Genomic DNA, 18,229 nt, shown 5'->3' on the forward strand with positions numbered 1-18,229 from the left:
ACACGAAGACGCCCCCGACCGATCCTGGTCGGGGGCGTCTTCGTGTGGACGTGGGGTGACGGCGGGTGCGGGCTGCGGCGTTCGCGCGGGTCCGCGCGGGTCCGCATGGGTCCGCACGGGTCCGCATGGGTCCGCGCGGGTCCGCACGGGTCCGCACGGTGCGACCTTCGCTGAACCGTGCGAGGTTGCCAGCTCGGTGCGGGTCTTCGGCCGCGCACGGAGCAGGGAACCTCCCGTCAGCTGAGCAACCTCGCACGGTGCGACGTCCGGCGGCGGAGGCCAGGCGCGCAACCTCGCACCGTGCGAAGGCCGGCGTACAAACTCGCACCGTGCGAGGGCCTGCGGTGGAGGCCCGGCGCAATCTCGCACCGTGCGAGCTTGCCTACTCGGTGCGAGGGGACGGGTCGCGCACGGAGTAGGCAGCCTCGCTCCGGACGATCGACCTCGCACCGTGCGGACAGCCACGGCCCTCGCGCCGCACACCCGCGGCACCCGCGGCGCCCGCGGCACCCGCGGCACCCGCGGCAGACGCGATCAGCGTCGGACGAGCACCGTCCCGGCGATGCGGTCGTGCGCTCCGCGGCTGTCACGGTCGATGATGAGCGCCGGCACCACCAGGCAGAGCAGCACGGTGCGGACGACGGGCCGCCACACCCCGACGTAGCCCCCACGCATCGGGACGACCCGCAGGCCGACGCAGATGTGCCCGAACGAGCCGGACAGCAGGCAGATGAACAGGATCTGCAGGACGGCGAAGATCGCGAGCTGGATCCAGGTGTGTGCGATGTCGCCCGACCCGTTCACCGGTGACCACACGCCGGTGACGTAGGCGACGAGGTCAGCCAGGGCGCCGTCGATCAGGAGCGCCACGACGCGGCGGCCGATGCGCCCGACGCTGCGGGGCCCCTCCTCCGGCAGCCCGAGGTCCTTGCCCGGCCACCCGTCCGGGTGCTCGGAGGGCGCGGACGGACTGGAGGTGCTGCGGGCCATGGTCCCCAGCGTAGGCGACCACCTGGGCGTAACACGCCCGAAACAAACCAGTCATGTCCGGGAAACCCCGTGTCAATAGCCTCGTCGGAGGGTGCCTTGACCGGTGCCTCCGACATCACCCAACCCATTGGAGATCGGCCCCATGTTCAGCGATTCCTCCGAGGTCCTGGCCTTCATCAAGGACACCGACGTCAAGTTCCTCGACATCCGCTTCACGGACCTGCCCGGTGTGCAGCAGCACTTCAACATCCCGGCATCCACCGTCGACGAGGACTTCTTCTCGGTCGGCCAGCTGTTCGACGGCTCCTCCATCCGCGGCTTCGCGTCGATCCACGAGTCCGACATGCAGCTGATCCCCGATGTCACCACGGCGTACGTCGACCAGTTCCGCGCCGAGCGCACGCTCATCATGATCTTCGACATCTACAACCCGCGGAACGGCGAGATCTACGGCCGCGACCCGCGCCAGGTGGCGAAGAAGGCCGAGAAGTACCTCGCGTCGACGGGCATCGCGGACACCGCGTTCTTCGCCCCCGAGGCCGAGTTCTACATCTTCGACGACGTCCGCTACTCGGTCACGCAGAACGAGTCGTTCTACGCGGTCGACTCCGAAGAGGGCGCCTGGAACACCGGTCGTGACGAAGAGGGCGGCAACCTCGCCAACAAGACCCCCTACAAGGGCGGCTACTTCCCCGTGTCGCCGGTCGACAAGACCGCCGACCTGCGCGACGACATCACCCTCAAGCTGATCGACGCGGGCTTCGAGCTCGAGCGTTCGCACCACGAGGTGGGCACCGGCGGTCAGCAGGAGATCAACTACAAGTTCGACACGATGGTCCACGCCGCGGACGACATCCTGAAGTTCAAGTACATCGTCAAGAACACGGCCGACCAGTGGGGCAAGGTCGCCACCTTCATGCCGAAGCCGCTCTTCGGCGACAACGGTTCGGGCATGCACACCCACCAGTCGCTCTGGTCGGACGGCAAGCCGCTGTTCTACGACGAGAACGGCTACGGCGGTCTGTCGGACCTCGCCCGCTGGTACATCGGCGGCATCCTGAAGCACGCCCCGGCGCTGCTCGCCTTCACCAACCCGTCGATCAACTCGTACCACCGTCTGGTCAAGGGCTTCGAGGCCCCGGTCAACCTGGTCTACTCGGCCGGCAACCGCTCGGCGGCGATCCGCATCCCGATCACGGGCACGAACCCGAAGGCCAAGCGCATCGAGTTCCGTGCGCCCGACGCCTCCGGCAACCCGTACCTCGCCTTCGCCGCGCAGCTGATGGCGGGCCTCGATGGCATCCAGAACCGCATCGAGCCGCACGAGCCGGTCGACAAGGACCTGTACGAGCTCCCGCCGGAAGAGGCAAAGGGCATCCCCCAGGTCCCCGGGTCCCTCGACGAGGCGCTCGACGCGCTCGAGGCCGACCACGAGTTCCTCACGAAGGGCAACGTCTTCACCGAGGACCTCATCCAGACCTGGATCGACTACAAGCGTGAGAACGAGATCCTCCCGCTGGCCCAGCGCCCGCACCCGTTCGAGTACGAGCTGTACTTCGGCGTCTGAGTCTCGCTGACACAGGAAGGGCCCCGCACCGTCAGGTGCGGGGCCCTTCCTCTGTGCCGCGACAGCGACAGTGTGCCGCGAACCATCCGCAGGAATGTGTCGCTTCGGCGCGGGGTGCGGACGCGACCGCCTGGAGGCCCGGTGCCGGTCCGGCGGGCGGGCACCGGGCCTCCAGGCTGGTCGCGACGCACGTTCCTTCCCATCCCAGCTGGACTGGGAAGCGGAATCGGGCGTCCCTGGAGGAAACTTCCGACCATGGACGCCCGGACAGACCAGGCCCCGGGCGCACGGGAACGGGGCCCGAGCCGCCCGGCACGGACCCCGTCTCGCGAACGGTGACTAGCGGCTCGTGGCCAACGCGTCGTTCGTCCCCGCTGCGACGCTCACGGGTGCACCCGTGACCGGCGTGGGACGTCCCAGGGAACGGACGGTCCACCCCGCTTTGACCCAGTCGGCGACCGGGAGGCAGTTGCGCGCGTCGATGACGACGCGGCGGCCGACGAGGTCACCGAGGGCGACCGGGTCGGCGGTGATGATGTCGTCCCACTCGGTGAGCACGAGGACGACGTCGGCGCCCTCGATCGCGTCCGTCATCGACTCGGCGTAGCTCAGCGTCGGGAACGAGCGCTTCGCGGGCTCCATCGCCTCGGGGTCCCAGAGCGTCACCTGGGCGCCGCGGAGGTGCAGCGCCGCGGCGACGTTGAGCGCCGGGGAGTCGCGGACGTCGTCGGTCAGGGGCTTGAACGCGGCGCCGATGACGGCCACGCGACGGTTCAGCACCGACCCCCCGGCCGAGTCGATCGCCATGTCGATGACCCGCTGGCGCTGCCCCATGTTGATCTCGTCGACCTGCTGCATGAGCCCGACGACCTGTCCGGCGCCGATCTCGTTGGCGCGGTACATGAGGGCCCGGATGTCCTTCGGCAGGCAGCCACCGCCGAAGCCGAGACCGGCGTTCAGGAACTTCCGGCCGATGCGGGCGTCGTGGCCCAGGGCGTCGGCGAGCGTGGAGACGTCGGCGCCCGTGATGGCGCACATCTCGGAGATCGCGTTGATGAACGAGATCTTCGTGGCGAGGAACGCGTTCGCGCTGACCTTGACGAGCTCCGCGGTGGCGAGGTCGGTGGTGATGACCGGGGTGCCCTCGTTGATGGGTGCGGCGTAGACCTCGCGGATCACGGCGTCGGCAGCCTCGGACGCGCCGCCCCAGACCAGGCGGTCCGGGTGCAGCGTGTCCTCGACGGCCTTGCCCTCGCGCAGGAACTCGGGGTTCCAGATGAGTTCCGCGTCGATGCCGGCGGGCGTGAACTCGCGGACGATGCCGCGGAGCCGCGATGCCGTGCCGACCGGGACCGTCGACTTGCCGACGATGAGCCCGGGGTGGGTGAGGTTCTCGGCGACACCGCGGGTGGCGCTCTCGACGTAGGCCAGGTTCGCGGCGTGCGATCCGGCCTTCTGCGGGGTGCCGACGCAGACGAAGTGGACGTCCGCGGCGGCGACGGCCGAGGCGATGTCGGCGGTGAAGCGGAGCTTGCCGCTGGCGACGTGCTTCGTGATGAGCTCGGGGAGCCCGGGCTCGAAGAACGGGACCTCGCCGGCGGACAGCGCGGCGAGCTTCGACGGGTCGATGTCGACACCGATCGTCTCGAAGCCCATCTCGGCCATGGCGGCTGCGTGGGTGGCACCGAGGTAGCCGGTGCCGATGACGCTGATGACGGGTGCGGGACGGGTGTCGGCCGATGCGGTCGACTTCTTGGACTCGCTCATTGCGTGACCTCCTGCAGGTCGTAGTCGATGTCGTTGCGCTTGATGCCCTCGGCGAAGGCCTTGAGGGAATCGGCGCGGGAGTTGAGACGCCAGTCGTTCGTGGTGCGCTTGCCGTCGATGATCGTGGTCGCCGTCTCGCTGAAGTACGCGAAGCCGACGATGTCCTTGTTGGCGGGGTCTGCCAGCGCGTCGAAGAGCGAGTCGATCCACTGCGTCTTCTGCGGGTTCGCGACGCTGGTGCCGGTCTCGGTCGCCCCGATCTCGTTGAGCATGATGCCCTTGCCCGGCGCGATCTGGCGGAGCTGCGCGAGCGTCGCTCCGAACGTGTTCGCGAAGGACGGCTGCTCGTCGGCGTCGCGGTAGTAGCCGCTCATGCCGACCCAGTCCACGTAGTCCGAGCCCGGGTAGTACTGCCGCATGTAGTCGAGCGTCTGGTACTTCGGGTTGCCGAGCTTGTCGATGCGGCTCGGGGACCAGTCCCAGATGACGTACTTGTTCGCACCGTTCGCCTGGAAGACGTCGTGCACGTGCTGCCACATCTTGACGTAGGAGCCGGCCGGGTTCTTCTGCGCGTCACCCTCGGACCAGTTGTACCAGGAGCCGTTCATCTCGTGGTCGAGACGGATGACCATCGGCTGCCCGTTGGCCTTCAGCGCCTTGGCGTACTTCGTCAGGTAGGCGTCGAACGATCCGCCGGAGATGTCCTCGTTGGTGTACCCGGGGACGTACTTCTGGTCGTTGCTGGTCTGCGCCGGCACCGTCTCCCACGTCATCAGGGGCACGCGGCCGTTGGCCCAGGAGCGCTGCACCGCGGTGGCGTTGAACTCCTGGTCGAAGCCCTGGAAGAAGCCGGTCATGTTCGACGCGGTGCCGACCTGCTGGGAGACCTCGTCGTACTCGGCCCAGTTGAACGGCGACTGCGCGGTGTAGAGGCCGTACCAGCGCGACTGCTGCCCGAGGATCTCGGCCTTCGTCGGCGTCACGACCGGGGTGGCCCCCGGATCGGTCGAGGGGCCGGGGTTCGGCTTGGACCCGCTGCCCGAGCCGGATCCGTTGCCGGATCCGGAACCGCTGCCGGACCCGTTGTCGGACGGACCCGACCCGGACCCGCCGGCGGAACCCGCGCCGGATCCGCCGGAGCCCGACCCGTTGTTGCCGGAACCCGCGGCGTCGACCTTGGACGTGCCTCCCGAGCTCTTCGCGGCACCGAGCTGGGACTGGAGCGACGCGATCTGCGCCTTGAGCTCCGTGATCTGGTCACCGCGCGACCCGGCCTGGGCCGTGCGGGAGTCGAGCTTGCCCTCGAGCGACCAGATGCGCTCCTGGGCGGCATCGAGCTGCGTCTGCAGCTCGGCGGCGGACACCTTCTTGGCCTTCGGCGCCTCGACGCCGAGCGCCTGGTGCACGGCGGTGGAGACGGGGCCGGAGGGCGAGATCCACACCGACCAGGTGATGAGGCCGAGGGCGAGCACGATGGCCGTCGTGCCGATGGCCGTCCGGCGGGCGTGCTTGCTGGACTGCGCCCACCAAGCACTCGAGGAACGGATGAAGTCAGACAATGAGGAACGCCTCCAGGGCGAAGATCGCGATGCCGATCACGTACGGGATCGCTGCGTACGGGTTGTAGCGGCGGGCTCGGGCGGGAGCCGGCGCAGCTGCTCGCTGGGCCTCCTGCTGCGCGACCGCGGCTGCGGCCTCGCGACGGGTGGCGAGCACGGTGGTGGTGGAGTTGGTCGCCGCGTCGGCGCCGAAGAGCTCGTCGAACGCACGGTCGACGGCCACCTGGTCGACGGTCTCGAGCGGGGACGGCGAACCCGAGCCCGAGCCCGAACCGGACGGACCTGCGCCCGCCCCGGCCATCCGGGCACGTTCCGCGTCGATCGGGCTGACCGGCACCTGCGTGGTGGACGAGAGCGGCTGGGCGGCGTCCACAGGCTCCTCTTGCATCGGACCACCGGCGTAGGCGCCGGCACGGGTCCCCCAGCCGGACGCGTGCGCCAGGCGGAAGAAGCCGATGAGCCGGATCGGCATGAGGAAGAACGTCGACACGATGATGAACATCGGCAGGCGGAAGAAGTCGCTCGGCTTCTCGGACAGGTGCCGCATCTGGCGGATGGCCATGCTCAGCACGCTCGAGATCACCATGAGCGCCGCGACGTAGACGAAGCCGGTCGAGAAGCCGTACTGCGACAGGATGCCCTGGTACAGGTTCTCGCCCTGGCCGGTGAAGGCGCGGTAGACCCAGCCCGCGATCACGCCGAAGAGCATGAACGGCAGGATGATGTCGGTGATGAAGAACGCCGCCAGGATCGGGGCGTGGCCGAGCATCCACGGCAGCATCCGCAGCGTGTTGTACTGCGATCCACGTGCCCAGCGGAGCTGCTGCTTGAACAGCTTCTTCACCTGCAGCGGGGCGTCCGTGTAGACCAGCGACGTGTACTGGTAGACGGTGCGGTACCCCTCCTTGAGCGTGAGGTTCGTCAGCGTGCGGTCGTCGGAGACCTCGAGGAACACGCCCATGAACTTCTCGTGCATGAACCGGTCCATGACCCGCATGAGGATGCTCCGGCGGAACGCGATGGTGCGCCCGGGCAGGCAGCCGATCTGCCCGAGGACACTCTGTGCCGGCATCGAGTAGAGCGCCCGCGAGTTCTCGAGCCAGTCGGCCCAGCGGGTGATCCAGCTGCGCTCCGGCTCGAGGATGCGCTGCCGGGTCGTCACACCGCCGACGGACTCGTCGGCGAACGGCCGGAGGAGTTCCTCGAGCGCGCCGGGCGTCCAGACGGTGTCGGAGTCGACCAGCACGGTGATGTCGCCGTTGGACATCTCGGTGCCGACCTTGACGGCGTTCCGCTTGCCCGGGATGGGCGTGTGGGTCCAGCGGACGAGCGGGGCGAACTCGTCGCAGACCTCTTCGAGCGCCTCGTTGCGGGCTCCGTTGATGACGACGATGATCTCGCCGGGCCGCTGTTCGACCATGCGGCCGATGACGTCACGGAACAGGTCGAGCGGTTCGTCCACGACGGGGACGACGACGCTGGTGGTACCGACGAAGGTGCCGGTGAAGGGGCGGTAGCGGGCGGAGATGACGACCTTGAGCAACCAGAGCAACCAGATCACCGCGGAGTACACGGCGAACAGGTAGAACTCGGGGTGGCCTTCGACCATCTGCCTGATCTGCAGAATGAAGGTGAACACTGATCCCTGCTTCAACGTTCGAGGTGGAGATTCCGCTTCATCGGGGAATCAGGGCGGTTCGGGTGATGCCATTGATGCAGAACCTGGGGGCCGCCGCAACGCGACCCCCGTCCGGGGGCGTTACGGGCGTGTTACGGGGTACACACCGGTCCCCCTCTCGGCCGGTCGGAGCAGTCCCCCGTCGTGCTGACAGCACTCCTGCGGACCACTGTTCCGACGACCGTCGTCCGGATGGGCAACAGGTGCGGCCTGGAGGCACGGGCCGAATCCGACGGAAAGCCCAGGTCAGCAGGAGGTCACCGGGCGTGTCGGGGGACGTCGGAAAAGGTCCCCTGGCGGTCCGGTGGGAGTTCGGTCACGGCCCGGTAACGGCTCCGACAGCACTCCGGGCAGGGGTACGAAGGACGGGTCGTCGGGGGACGCAGCGCGACGCGGAGAATTCACCTTCGACGGGTGCTCAGGTCGGGTCCGTCAGAAGACATCCGGGCGTGTCGCGGGCGGGTCAGGCGCCGTAGAACTCGCGCTCGAACACCTGTCGGGCTCGCCGCGTGATGCCGAGGTAGTCGTCCTCGAGACGGCTCGCGGAGCCCGGCGGGTACTCCATCAGACGAGCGACACCCTCGAGCTGGACGCGATCGACGGGCAGGACGTCGGTGGTCTTCCCCGACCACAGCACGAGAGCGCTGCGGGTGCGCGACGCGAAACGCCAGGCGGCTCCGAGCCGCTCGCCGTCCTCGGCTCCGACCAGTCCGGCGTCGACCGCGGCGTCGAGGGCCTCGAGCGTGGACGTCGTCCGGAGCGAGGGGATCTCGAGCGCGTGCTGCAGCTGCAGGAGTTGCACGAACCACTCCACGTCGCTGAGCGACCCGCGCCCGAGCTTGAGGTGCCTGGCCGGGTCCGCGCCGCGGGGCAGCCGCTCGGACTCCACCCGGGCCTTGATGCGGCGGACCTCGCGCACCTGGTGGTCGTCGATCTGTTCCGGGTACCGGGTGCGGTCGGCGAGGTGCTCGAAGTCGCGGAGGAGCTGCGCGTCGCCGACGGCGCCCCGTGCGCGGAGGAGCGCCTGGGCCTCCCACGTGAGCGACCAGCGGGCGTAGTAGGCGCCGTACGACTCGAGGGTCCGTACGACGGGGCCGTTCTTGCCCTCGGGCCGCAGGTCGATGTCCAGGTCGAGCGGGTGGATCGTGTCCTCGGTGAGCCGGTTGAGCTCGCGCACGATCGTCTGGGCGGTCCGGGACGCGACCTCGGGTGCCAGGTCGGGTGCCCGGTACACGTACAGCACGTCGGCGTCGGACCCGAAGCCGAGCTCCCGTCCGCCGTACCGGCCCATCGCGATGATGCCGAACTCGAAGCCCTCGGGGGCGTCGCGGCGGGCGAGTGCGAGGGCTCCGGCGAGGGTGGCCTCGGTGACGTCGGTCAGGGCCGGGCCGAGACCGTCGACGTCGAGCGAGCCGAGGACGGCGGCCATGCCGAGCCGCAGGGTCTCGCGGCGGCGGGCCGACCGCAGCAGGGCCGCGGCGCCGTCGACGTCGTTGCCGTGCCGGGCGGTGGTCGCGGTCATCTCGGCGAGCAGCGAGTCCATCGGTCGTGGACGCAGCAGCGCCTCGGGTTCGTCGAGCCAGGCCACGGCCTCGGGGAACCGCTCGAGCAGCCCGGACAGGAACGCCGACTCGGACAGCACGGTGGTGAGCGAGTGCGCGGCACCGGAGGAGTCCCGCAGCATCCGGAGGAACCAGCTCGACTCCCCCAGGCCGTCGCTCAGCCGCCGGAAGGCGAGCAGGGCGCGGTCCGGTGCCGGCCCCTCGGCCATCCACCGCAGGAGCACCGGGAGCAGGTTCCGCTGGATCGCCGCACGCCGGCTCGTGCCCTGGGTGAGTGCGCGGATGTGACCGACCGCGCCGGTGGGATCGACGAAACCGACGCCTGCCAGGCGGTCGACGACCTGGTCGTTGGTCAGGACGATCTCGTCCTCGGTCGAAGCCACGGCAGACAGCAGCGGACGGTAGAACAGGCGCTCGTGCAGCCCACGGACCTCGAGCTTCACGGCACGCCAGCGGGCCTCGAGCGCCGGCGCCGATGCCGCGACACCGCTCGACCGGGCGAGCACCCGCAGCTCCTCCTCGTCGGAGGGCATCAGGTGCGTCCGCTGCAGGCGGCGGAGCTGGATCCGGTGTTCGAGCACGCGGAGCAGGGCGTAGTCCGGCCCGAACCGCGCGGCCTCGGCACGGCCGACGTACCCGGCGTCGGTCAGGGCGTCCATGGCCTCGAGCGTCGACCGGACCCGGACGGACGGGTCGTCGCGGCCGTGCACGAGCTGCAGGAGCTGCACCGTGAACTCGACGTCACGCAGGCCGCCGGGGCCGAGCTTGAGCTGCCGGTCGACGTCGGCGTCCGGGATGTGCTCCGTCACCCGCTCGCGCATCCGCTGCACCGACTCGACGAACCCCGGCCGGGTCGCGGAGTTCCACACGAACGACGCGACGGCCTCGGCGTAGCGGGCACCCAGGTCGGCGGAGCCAGCGATCGGACGGGCCTTCAGCAGCGCCTGGAACTCCCACCCCTTCGCCCAGCGCTCGTAGTACGCCACGTGCGAGTCGAGGGTGCGGACGAGTGCTCCGTCCTTGCCCTCGGGGCGCAGGTTCGCGTCGACCTCCCACAGGGCGGGTTCGGCGGCGAGGTCGGTGATCGCGTGCATGGCGGCGATCGCGATGCGCGTGGAGACGAGCACGGCGCGGTCGACGGCGATGTCGTCGGTCGACTCGGTGACGAAGATGACGTCGACGTCGCTGACGTAGTTGAGTTCGCGCGCACCGGCCTTGCCCATCGCGATCACCGCGAGCGGGGTCGCCGCGACGTCGGCCGCGGGGAACGGCACCTCGCGCCGGGCGATGTCGACGGCGGCGTCGAGGGTGGCGCCGGCCAGGTCGGCGAGGCCCGCCGCCACGGCGGGGAACGCATCGGTCGGCACGTCGTGCAGCACGTCGAACAGCGCGATCTGGGCCAGGTGCCGGCGGTAGCGCACGCGCAGGCGCATCCGGGCGTCCTCACCCGTGGCGCCGTCGACCGCCTCGGTCAGCGACGCCGTGTACCGCTCCTGCGACCACGGTTCGGCGACCGGCTCGAGCAGCAGGTCGAGTTCGGCGGGCCGTCGGTGCAGGAACTCCCCGAGGCCGATCGACGCGCCGAGCAGGTGGATCAGGCGCTCGGTCGCTGCGTCGTCCGTCAGGACGGTGCGCAGTTCGTCCGGTGCCCGCTCGAGCAGCCGCTCGAGCATCCGCAGGGCGCCGTCGGGATCAGCGGTGCCGCCCCAGAGCGCGGAAGACGCCGCGACCGGCAGGGGCACGTCGGGGCCGAACCGGGCCTCCAGGTCGGCAGCGCGCTCCAGGCTCTCCGACAGCTCGGCGAACCCCAGACGGGCCAGCTCCGAACGTGACGTCGTCGTCCGACCGGTCATGTGGAACGTGCTCCCGAGGGGTCAGGGCGCTCGGTTCTAGAGCGCGCCGAGGTTGGTGTCGAGCTCGAACGGGGTGACCTGGTCGCGGTAGCGCTTCCACTCCTGCCGCTTGTTGAGCAGCACGAAGTTGAACACCTGCTCGCCGAGGGTCTCGGCGACCAGCTCGGAGTCCTCCATGAGGCTCAGGGCGTGGTCGAGGCTCGACGGCAGCTGGCTGTACCCGAGAGCCTTCCGCTCCGAGTCGCTGAGGCTCCAGACGTCGTGCTCGGCCTCGGCGGGGAGCTCGTACTCCTCCTCGATGCCCTTGAGGCCGGCGGCGAGCAGCAGCGAGTACGCCAGGTACGGGTTCGCCGCCGAGTCGATGCCGCGGTACTCGATGCGTGCGGACTGGCCCTTGTTCGGCTTGTAGAGCGGCACGCGCACCAGGGCCGAACGGTTGTTGTGTCCCCAGGTCACGAAGGAGGGGGCCTCGTCGCCGCCCCAGAGCCGCTTGTACGAGTTGACGAACTGGTTCGTCACCGCGGTGATCTCCGGCGCGTGCTTCAGCACACCGGCGATGAAGTGCTTGGCCGTCTGCGACAGCTGGTACTGGCCGCCCGCCTCGTAGAAGGCGTTCTGGTCGCCCTCGAACAGCGAGACGTGGGTGTGCATGCCGGAGCCGGGCTGGCCGGAGATCGGCTTCGGCATGAACGTCGCGTAGACGCCCTGCTCGATCGCCACTTCCTTCACCACGGTGCGGAACGTCATGATGTTGTCCGCCATCGTCAGTGCGTCGGCGTAGCGGAGGTCGATCTCGTTCTGCCCGGGGCCGGCCTCGTGGTGCGAGAACTCGACCGAGATGCCGAGGTCCTCGAGCATGCGGACGGACCGACGGCGGAAGTCGTGCGCGCTGCCACCGGGGACGTTGTCGAAGTAGCCGGCCTGGTCGACGGGCTGCGGGCCGCCGTCCTTCCACTCGCGGCTCTTCAGCAGGTAGAACTCGATCTCGGGGTGCGTGTAGAACGTGAACCCGCGGTCGCTCGCCCGCGCCAGGGTGCGCTTCAGCACGTTGCGGGGGTCGGCCACGGCGGGCTGCCCGTCCGGCGTCGTGATGTCGCAGAACATCCGCGCGGTGGGATCGATCTCGCCGCGCCACGGCAGGATCTGGAACGTCGAGGGGTCCGGGTGTGCCAGGACGTCGGCCTCGTACGAACGGGTGAGGCCCTCGATCGCGGAGCCGTCGAACCCGATGCCCTCGGCGAACGCGCCCTCGACCTCGGCCGGGGCGATCGCCACCGACTTCAGCGTCCCGATGACGTCCGTGAACCAGAGTCGGATGAACTTGATCCCGCGCTCCTCGATGGTGCGGAGCACGAAGTCCGTCTGCTTGTCCATGCACGACCTTTCCGTGTATCGGGTGGCCGCTGGCGGGCCTCGTCCCAGGCTAGTGGTCCGGCGGTGTGCGCGGGGCCGTGCGACGCGCCGTCACCAGGGTGCCGACAGGCCGCCGACCGCGGTGCTCAGCGGTCCTCGGCGTCCCACTTCTCGTTGTTCGCGGCGATGCGGTCGAGCGCGTGCTGCGCCTCCTCGCGCGACTCGAACGGGCCGATCCGGTCGCGCTGCGGCGACTGGGGACCCTGCTCGACCTGGCCGGTCTTGTCGTTGAACCACCACTGGGACTCGATGCGTTCGTCGCTCATGCCGCCCACCGTACCCACCTGACCCCCTGGAGGCCCGGTGCCGGTCCGGCGGACCGGCACCGGGCCTCCAGGAGGTCGCGTCCACCCAGCCAGGCCGCACCGTGCAGCCGTTGCGCTCGGCGCGTCGCGCCGCGGCTAGAGTGGTCGCCATGCCCCGGGACGAACACGGACACCTGACCGCCGGCCGGATCTCCCCGCACCGCGCCGTCCCGAAGGACATCGAGCGTCCGGAGTACGTCGGGAAGGTCGAGCCGCACGAGCACGGCCTCGGTGACACCTACACGCCCGACGAGGTCGAGCGCATCCGGGTCGCCGGACGCATCGCGTCGCAGGCCATCGACGCCGTCGGGCAGGCGATCCGCCCCGGCGTGACCACCGACGAGCTCGACCGCATCGGGCACGAGTTCGTCGTCGCACACGGTGCCTACCCCTCCACGCTCGGGTACCGCGGCTACCCGAAGTCGCTCTGCTCGAGCCTCAACGAGGTCATCTGCCACGGCATCCCCGACGACACCGTCCTGCAGGAGGGCGACCTCGTCAACATCGACATCACCGCCTACAAGGACGGCATGCACGGCGACACGAACCGGACGTTCGTCGTCGGCCAGGCGTCGCAGGAGGTCGAGGACCTCGTGACCCGCACGCGCCTCGCCCTCGAGCGCGGCATCAAGGCCGTCGCCCCCGGTCGCCAGGTCAACGTGATCGGCCGCGCGATCGAGGCGTACGCGAAGCGCTTCGGCTACGGCGTCGTCCGCGACTACACCGGACACGGCGTCGGTCGGGCCTTCCACTCCGGCCTGATCATCCCCCACCACGACGCACCGCAGTACGACACGGTGATCGAACCCGGCATGGTGTTCACCATCGAGCCCATGCTCACACTCGGCGGCATCGAAGCCGACATCTGGTCCGACGGCTGGACCGTGTCGACCCGCGACAAGTCGTGGACCGCGCAGTTCGAGCACACCCTCGTCGTCACCGAACGCGGCGCGGAGCTCCTCACCGTCTCCTGACCGGACACCTCCGGCAGGCAACCGAAAGGCACGACAACCTCATGACCTCCCTCGCAGTCGGCGTCGACATCGGTGGTACGGGCATCAAGGGCGCGATCGTCGACGTCGCGTCCGGCGCCCTCACCACGGACCGCATCAAGAAGGCCACGCCCGAGGGTGGGAAGCCCCAGGACATCACGGCGGTGGTCAAGGAGATCATCGGTGAGCTCGCCCCCGGTGACGACGTCCCCGTCGGGGTCTGCTTCCCGGCGATCGTGCGGGACGGCAAGACGATGTCCGCCGCGAACGTGTCGAAGAAGTGGATCGGCTTCGAGGCCGAGGCGCTGTTCGAGAAGGAACTCGGCCGCTCCATCCACTTCGTCAACGACGCCGACGCCGCCGGGTTCGCCGAGCAGCAGTTCGGTGCGGCCAAGGGCAAGGACGGCCTGGTCATCGTGACGACGCTCGGCACCGGCATCGGCACCGCGCTCATCAACGACGGCGTGCTCATCGTCAACTCCGAGTTCGGCCACCTGGAGATCGAGGGGCACGACGCCGAGTCCCGCGCCTCGTTCGCCGCCAAGGAGCGCGACGACCTGTCGTGGAAGCACTGGGCGAAGCGCCTGCAGAAGTACTACTCGACGCTCGAAGCGCTGCTCTCCCCCGAGCTCTTCGTCGTCGGCGGCGGGGTCTCGAAGCAGTACGAGGAGTTCCTCCCGCTGCTCGACCTGCAGGCGGACATCATCCCCGCGACGCTCCGCAACAACGCCGGCATCATCGGCGCCGCGACCCTGGCCGCGCGGAGTCGGTAGCGCTGGGCCCGTCGCGGGCGTACCTGGTCGAAACGGGCGTACCCGGTCCGAACTTCCGACCAGGGACGCCCGTTCTCATCAGCGACGCGCGCAGGTCGCGCGCACGTCCTGCGTCGGGCGGCGTCGGGCGCCGCGACGGGCGCCGCGGACCCGGGTAGACTCGCACCAGCGAATGGGTCGGTGAGACGGTCGCGTCGCTCCCCCGGGAGCGCCGAGGAACGTCCGGGCTCCACAGAGCAGGGCGGTGGGTAACACCCACCCGGAGCAATCCGCGAGACAGTGCCACAGAAAGCAGACCGCCGGCGGCAACGTCGGTAAGGGTGAAACGGTGGTGTAAGAGACCACCAGGGGTCCGGGTGACCGGATCCGCTCGGTAAACCTCGCCCGGAGCAAGGTCAGACAGAGGACGTTGAGGCTGCTCGCCGAGTCCTCGGGTAGACCGCTGGAGGCCGACGGCAACGTCGGTCCGAGAGAGATGGCCGTCACCGCCGCGCAAGCGGCGGGACAGAACCCGGCGTACGGCCGGCCCATTCGCCCCTTCTCGGTGCCGTGTTGGCCGGCGCGCGCTCGGCGCGCTCGGCGCGCGCGGTCACGACTCCCCGCTCAGGTTCGCCGCGTGGTCACCAACCGTCGGCCGGCACCGCCGCAGCCGACACTTTGTGACCAGTCGGCGCAACGCGAGCGACGCGTTGCGACCAGCCCACGACGGACCGGAGGCGCGGCGCGGCGCAACCACGAGCCTCCCGCCGGGCGGCGCGCGCGGTCACGACTCCCCGCTCAGGTTCGCCGATTGGCCACCTGCCGTCGACCGGCACCGCCGCAGGCGACGCGTTGCGACCGGCCCACGACGGAGCGGAGGCGCGGCACCAGCCGGCACCGCGCCTCCGCTCCGGACGTCGCTCGCGTCTACAGCCCGGACTCGGCCGTCCGCACCAGGATCGCGTCGCTGTCGGGGCACAGCACCACGTCGTCGGGCGCAGCCCGGCGGATGGTCTGCAGGTCGGAGTTGTTGAGCGCCACGCCCGAGGCCGTCGACACGCCACCCTGCAGCAGCGAGGCGCCGAAGCCGTAGCGAGCACGCTGCCGGTCGTACAGGGCGAGCAGCTCGGCCGGCACCTTCGCGGCGACGTCGGCGCGGGCCTGCTCGGCGGACTCGCGGTCGGCGGTCAGCCGGGCGATCTCGGCGTCGCGCTCGGCGACCAGACCGCTGCGAGCGGACTCCACCTCGGCGAGCTTGCCCTCGATGTCGCCGACCCGGGCACGGAGCCCGTCGAGGTTCTCCATGATCTCGAGCTCGGCGGTCTCGAGGCCCCCGATGCGCCGCTGCAGCGAGTCGAGCTCGCTCTGCAGTCCGGCGGCGTCCTTCGCGTTCGCGACGTTCTGCAGCATCGTGGTGTCGCGCTCGACACGGGCCTGCGCGACCGCGGTGTCGGACTCCAGACGGGCGAGGTCGCGCTCGGCGTCCTCGACCTCGCCGGTGGCGGCGACGAGTTCGCTGCGGAGGCCCGCGGCCTGCTTGCTCAGCTCGGTCAGCCGGTCGCCCTTCTGCAGCGATGTGATGCGGTGCGCGATGCGGGTGACGTCGTTGTCGAGACGCTGGACGTCGAGGAGGATGACCTGGTCCTCGGGTGCTGCCTTCATGGTCAGGCTCCTTCTGTGGGGGTGGTGGGTTCGGCGGCCGGCAGGACGGCGAAGTCCCACGGGTCGGTACGGAGGTCGCTCACGGTGACGCGGACCCCGGCGTGGGCGCGGAGCTGCTCTGCCGCGACGTCGAGCCAGAGCCACTCGGTGGCCCAGTGTGAGGTGTCGATGAGCGCGGGTCCGCCGCCGAGCAGTGCCTGTTCGCGGAACTCGGACGCCGGGTGGTGCCGGAGGTCGCTCGTGATGTAGACGTCGGCGTCCAGGACCGCCGGATGCCCGAGCAGGGAGTCGCCGGCACCGGCGCAGAGCGCCACGGTGTGGACGGGCTGGTCGAAGTCGCCGGAGACGCGGACCCCGGTCGCGGTGGGCGGCAGCAGGTCGACGAGCTTCCGGGCGAGCGCGCCGAGGGTGGTTCCCGCGGGCAGGACACCGACGCGACCGATGCCGGTGTCGGGGTCGGCTCCGGCGTCGAGCGGGCGCTGCGCGGTCAGCCCGAGGCGGTCTGCCAGGACGGCCGAGGTGCCGGTCGTCACGACATCGGCGTTGGTGTGCGCCGCGAGCAGGGCGCTGCCGCCGCGCACGAGGGTCGCGAGGACGCTGCCCTTGTAGGTGGACTCGGCGATCGTCGTCACCCCGCGGAGCAGCAGCGGGTGGTGCGTCAGGAGGAGCCCGGCGCCGAGCTCCACGGCTTCAAGGGCGGTGGCGGGGACCGCGTCGACGACGAGGTGCACGTGCTCGACGGTGGCGTCCGGGTCACCCGCGACGAGCCCGACGGCATCCCACGACTCGGCACCGGCGGCGGGCCACAGGTCCTCGATCACGGCCTGGAGTTCGCGGAGCGTCGGCATCCCGTCAGTCTACCGAGGCGACCGCACCGCCACGGGCAGCCGGACCGTGTGAGGTGATCCGGGCCTCCAGGCGGCGCGACCAGAGAGGGTGCAACCGGAGGCAGTACAGCCGGATCCGGTGCGACCGGAGCCGGTGCAACCGGAGCCGGTGCGACCGGACGAGGGCCGGACCGAGGACGGTCAGCGACGACCGAGCAGGCCGAGCAGACGCTCGACGAGTCGCGTCCACCAGCCGGCCGGGCCCGGCGTCGTGGTGACCGCCGCGTCGGCGGCGTCCGCGACCGGAGCCGGAGCCGGAGCCGGGACGACGGGTGCGGCGACGGCGTCCGGTAGGACGACCGGCGTGCTCGCGGTGGTGCCCTGGTGCGCCGTGAGGGCGGCGGCGAAGGCCGCGCGGTCGATGACCGTCGGGCCCGTGGCGGGCAGGACGAGCGGGGTGGGTCGCGTGGACGCGGACACCGGCGACACGGCCGGGAGGCCCAGCACCGGTCGGACGGGTTCGTCGCGTTCCGGGACGACGAGTTCCACGACCGGGGCGGGTCCCCGGGTGGGTGTCGAGTCCTGCGCTGTGGTCGCGTCCTGTGGTGCGGTCGCGTCCTGTGCTGCAGTTGCGTCGTGTGCTGCTGTTGCGTCCTGCGCTGCGCGCGCCGGGAGGCGCGCGGGCCGGGTCACGAGCGCCACCGGCGCGGTCGCTGCGCGACGGGCTGCGGCACGGTCGCGGCGGTCCGCCTCAGCGGCGGCGTCGGCGAGCAGGTCGGAGAAGACGGTGTGGGCGAAGGCGCGGGCGGCCGTCACCTCGGGGTCGTCGGAGCCGGCGACGGTGGCCTCCCACGCGGCGAGGCGCGCGAGGTCCTCGTCACGGCGGCGGACCTCGTCCTCGAGCAGGACGATGCGGTCGATGGTGCTGCGACCCGTGGACCGCGAGACCTCGACGGCCAGGTCCTCGATGCGCAGGGCCAGGCGCTCCGGCGGCTCGGGGAACGACGGGGCGCAGACGGCGGCGTGGCGGGCACGGTCGCGGCGGAAGGCCGGGGCCGCGACGGGAGCCGAGTCGGTCGTCGCGTCGACCGGTGCGGTGACGGCGACGGCAGCCAGCGTCTCGTCGGTGGTGGTCGTGCTGTCCGCGACGAAGCCGGGGCGCTGCACGGGGCCGGTGACCGGCGGGACGACGAGGTCCGGCACGTACGGCGCGCGGGTGGCCGGGGCGTCGCGGAGCCACTCCTCGAGCTCGCGGCCGAACGGGTCCACGAGCGGGGTGCGTGCGCCGGACTGGGTCTCCAT

General features: G+C 70.6%; 13 protein-coding genes and 1 other RNA gene. 4 read left to right on the plus strand and 10 right to left on the minus strand.

Features of this window, described 5'->3' with window-relative positions:
• Positions 1–534: 534 nt before the first annotated feature.
• Positions 535–990 (minus strand): RDD family protein, encoded by a 456-nt coding sequence (locus BIU95_RS06610; protein ID WP_017886083.1) that lies wholly within the window; start codon positions 988–990, stop codon positions 535–537.
• Between the two features lie 142 nt (positions 991–1,132).
• Between BIU95_RS06610 and glnA (BIU95_RS06615) the strand changes: the two genes are divergently transcribed.
• The gene (glnA, locus tag BIU95_RS06615; protein ID WP_017886082.1) at positions 1,133–2,557 is read left to right on the plus strand and encodes a type I glutamate--ammonia ligase; all 1,425 of its coding nucleotides are present in this window, start codon (positions 1,133–1,135) and stop codon (positions 2,555–2,557) included.
• Positions 2,558–2,896: 339 nt separating this feature from the next.
• Here the strand turns inward: glnA (BIU95_RS06615) and BIU95_RS06620 are convergent, their stop codons facing one another.
• From BIU95_RS06620 to BIU95_RS06645, 6 genes are all read right to left on the minus strand, one after another.
• Positions 2,897–4,324: a UDP-glucose/GDP-mannose dehydrogenase family protein gene (locus BIU95_RS06620; RefSeq protein ID WP_017886081.1), complete on the minus strand. Its 1,428-nt coding sequence runs from the start codon at positions 4,322–4,324 to the stop codon at positions 2,897–2,899.
• Complete coding sequence (locus BIU95_RS06625) at positions 4,321–5,883, minus strand: glycosyl hydrolase (protein WP_042537023.1); 1,563 nt, start codon at positions 5,881–5,883, stop codon at positions 4,321–4,323. The genes BIU95_RS06620 and BIU95_RS06625 overlap by 4 nt, the downstream gene beginning before the upstream one ends.
• Positions 5,876–7,522 carry a glycosyltransferase family 2 protein gene (locus BIU95_RS06630; RefSeq protein WP_071251066.1) on the minus strand — a complete coding sequence of 549 codons (1,647 nt, stop codon included), beginning with the start codon at positions 7,520–7,522 and terminating at the stop codon, positions 5,876–5,878. The genes BIU95_RS06625 and BIU95_RS06630 overlap by 8 nt, the downstream gene beginning before the upstream one ends.
• A gap of 502 nt (positions 7,523–8,024) precedes the next feature.
• A complete protein-coding gene (locus BIU95_RS06635) occupies positions 8,025–10,976 on the minus strand; it encodes a bifunctional [glutamine synthetase] adenylyltransferase/[glutamine synthetase]-adenylyl-L-tyrosine phosphorylase (protein ID WP_071251068.1) in 2,952 nt (983 codons plus the stop codon).
• 36 nt (positions 10,977–11,012) lie between these two features.
• Complete coding sequence (gene glnA, locus BIU95_RS06640) at positions 11,013–12,350, minus strand: type I glutamate--ammonia ligase (RefSeq protein ID WP_071251070.1); 1,338 nt, start codon at positions 12,348–12,350, stop codon at positions 11,013–11,015.
• Between the two features lie 125 nt (positions 12,351–12,475).
• Entirely contained in the window at positions 12,476–12,655 is a 180-nt protein-coding gene (locus BIU95_RS06645) for an SPOR domain-containing protein (RefSeq protein WP_017886076.1), read from the minus strand.
• Between the two features lie 149 nt (positions 12,656–12,804).
• Between BIU95_RS06645 and map the strand changes: the two genes are divergently transcribed.
• From map to rnpB, 3 genes are all read left to right on the plus strand, one after another.
• A complete protein-coding gene (gene map, locus BIU95_RS06650) occupies positions 12,805–13,668 on the plus strand; it encodes a type I methionyl aminopeptidase (protein WP_042537238.1) in 864 nt (287 codons plus the stop codon).
• Positions 13,669–13,709: 41 nt separating this feature from the next.
• Entirely contained in the window at positions 13,710–14,459 is a 750-nt protein-coding gene (ppgK, locus tag BIU95_RS06655; RefSeq protein ID WP_042537019.1) for a polyphosphate--glucose phosphotransferase, read from the plus strand.
• Between the two features lie 173 nt (positions 14,460–14,632).
• Positions 14,633–14,993: RNase P RNA component class A (rnpB, locus tag BIU95_RS06660), an RNA gene on the plus strand.
• Positions 14,994–15,365: 372 nt separating this feature from the next.
• Here the strand turns inward: rnpB and BIU95_RS18585 are convergent.
• The 3 genes from BIU95_RS18585 to BIU95_RS06675 all read right to left on the minus strand — a co-directional run bounded on the left by BIU95_RS18585 (position 15,366) and on the right by BIU95_RS06675 (position 18,229).
• Positions 15,366–16,100 (minus strand): zinc ribbon domain-containing protein, encoded by a 735-nt coding sequence (locus BIU95_RS18585; RefSeq protein ID WP_017886073.1) that lies wholly within the window; start codon positions 16,098–16,100, stop codon positions 15,366–15,368.
• Positions 16,101–16,102: 2 nt separating this feature from the next.
• Positions 16,103–16,948 (minus strand): Nif3-like dinuclear metal center hexameric protein, encoded by an 846-nt coding sequence (locus BIU95_RS06670; RefSeq protein WP_071251072.1) that lies wholly within the window; start codon positions 16,946–16,948, stop codon positions 16,103–16,105.
• Positions 16,949–17,128: 180 nt separating this feature from the next.
• On the minus strand, positions 17,129–18,229 hold the full coding sequence (locus BIU95_RS06675; RefSeq protein WP_071251074.1) for a hypothetical protein: 1,101 nt from the start codon (positions 18,227–18,229) through the stop codon (positions 17,129–17,131).

Source organism: Curtobacterium sp. MCBA15_007, from assembly GCF_001864905.1.
GTDB lineage: Bacteria > Actinomycetota > Actinomycetes > Actinomycetales > Microbacteriaceae > Curtobacterium > Curtobacterium poinsettiae.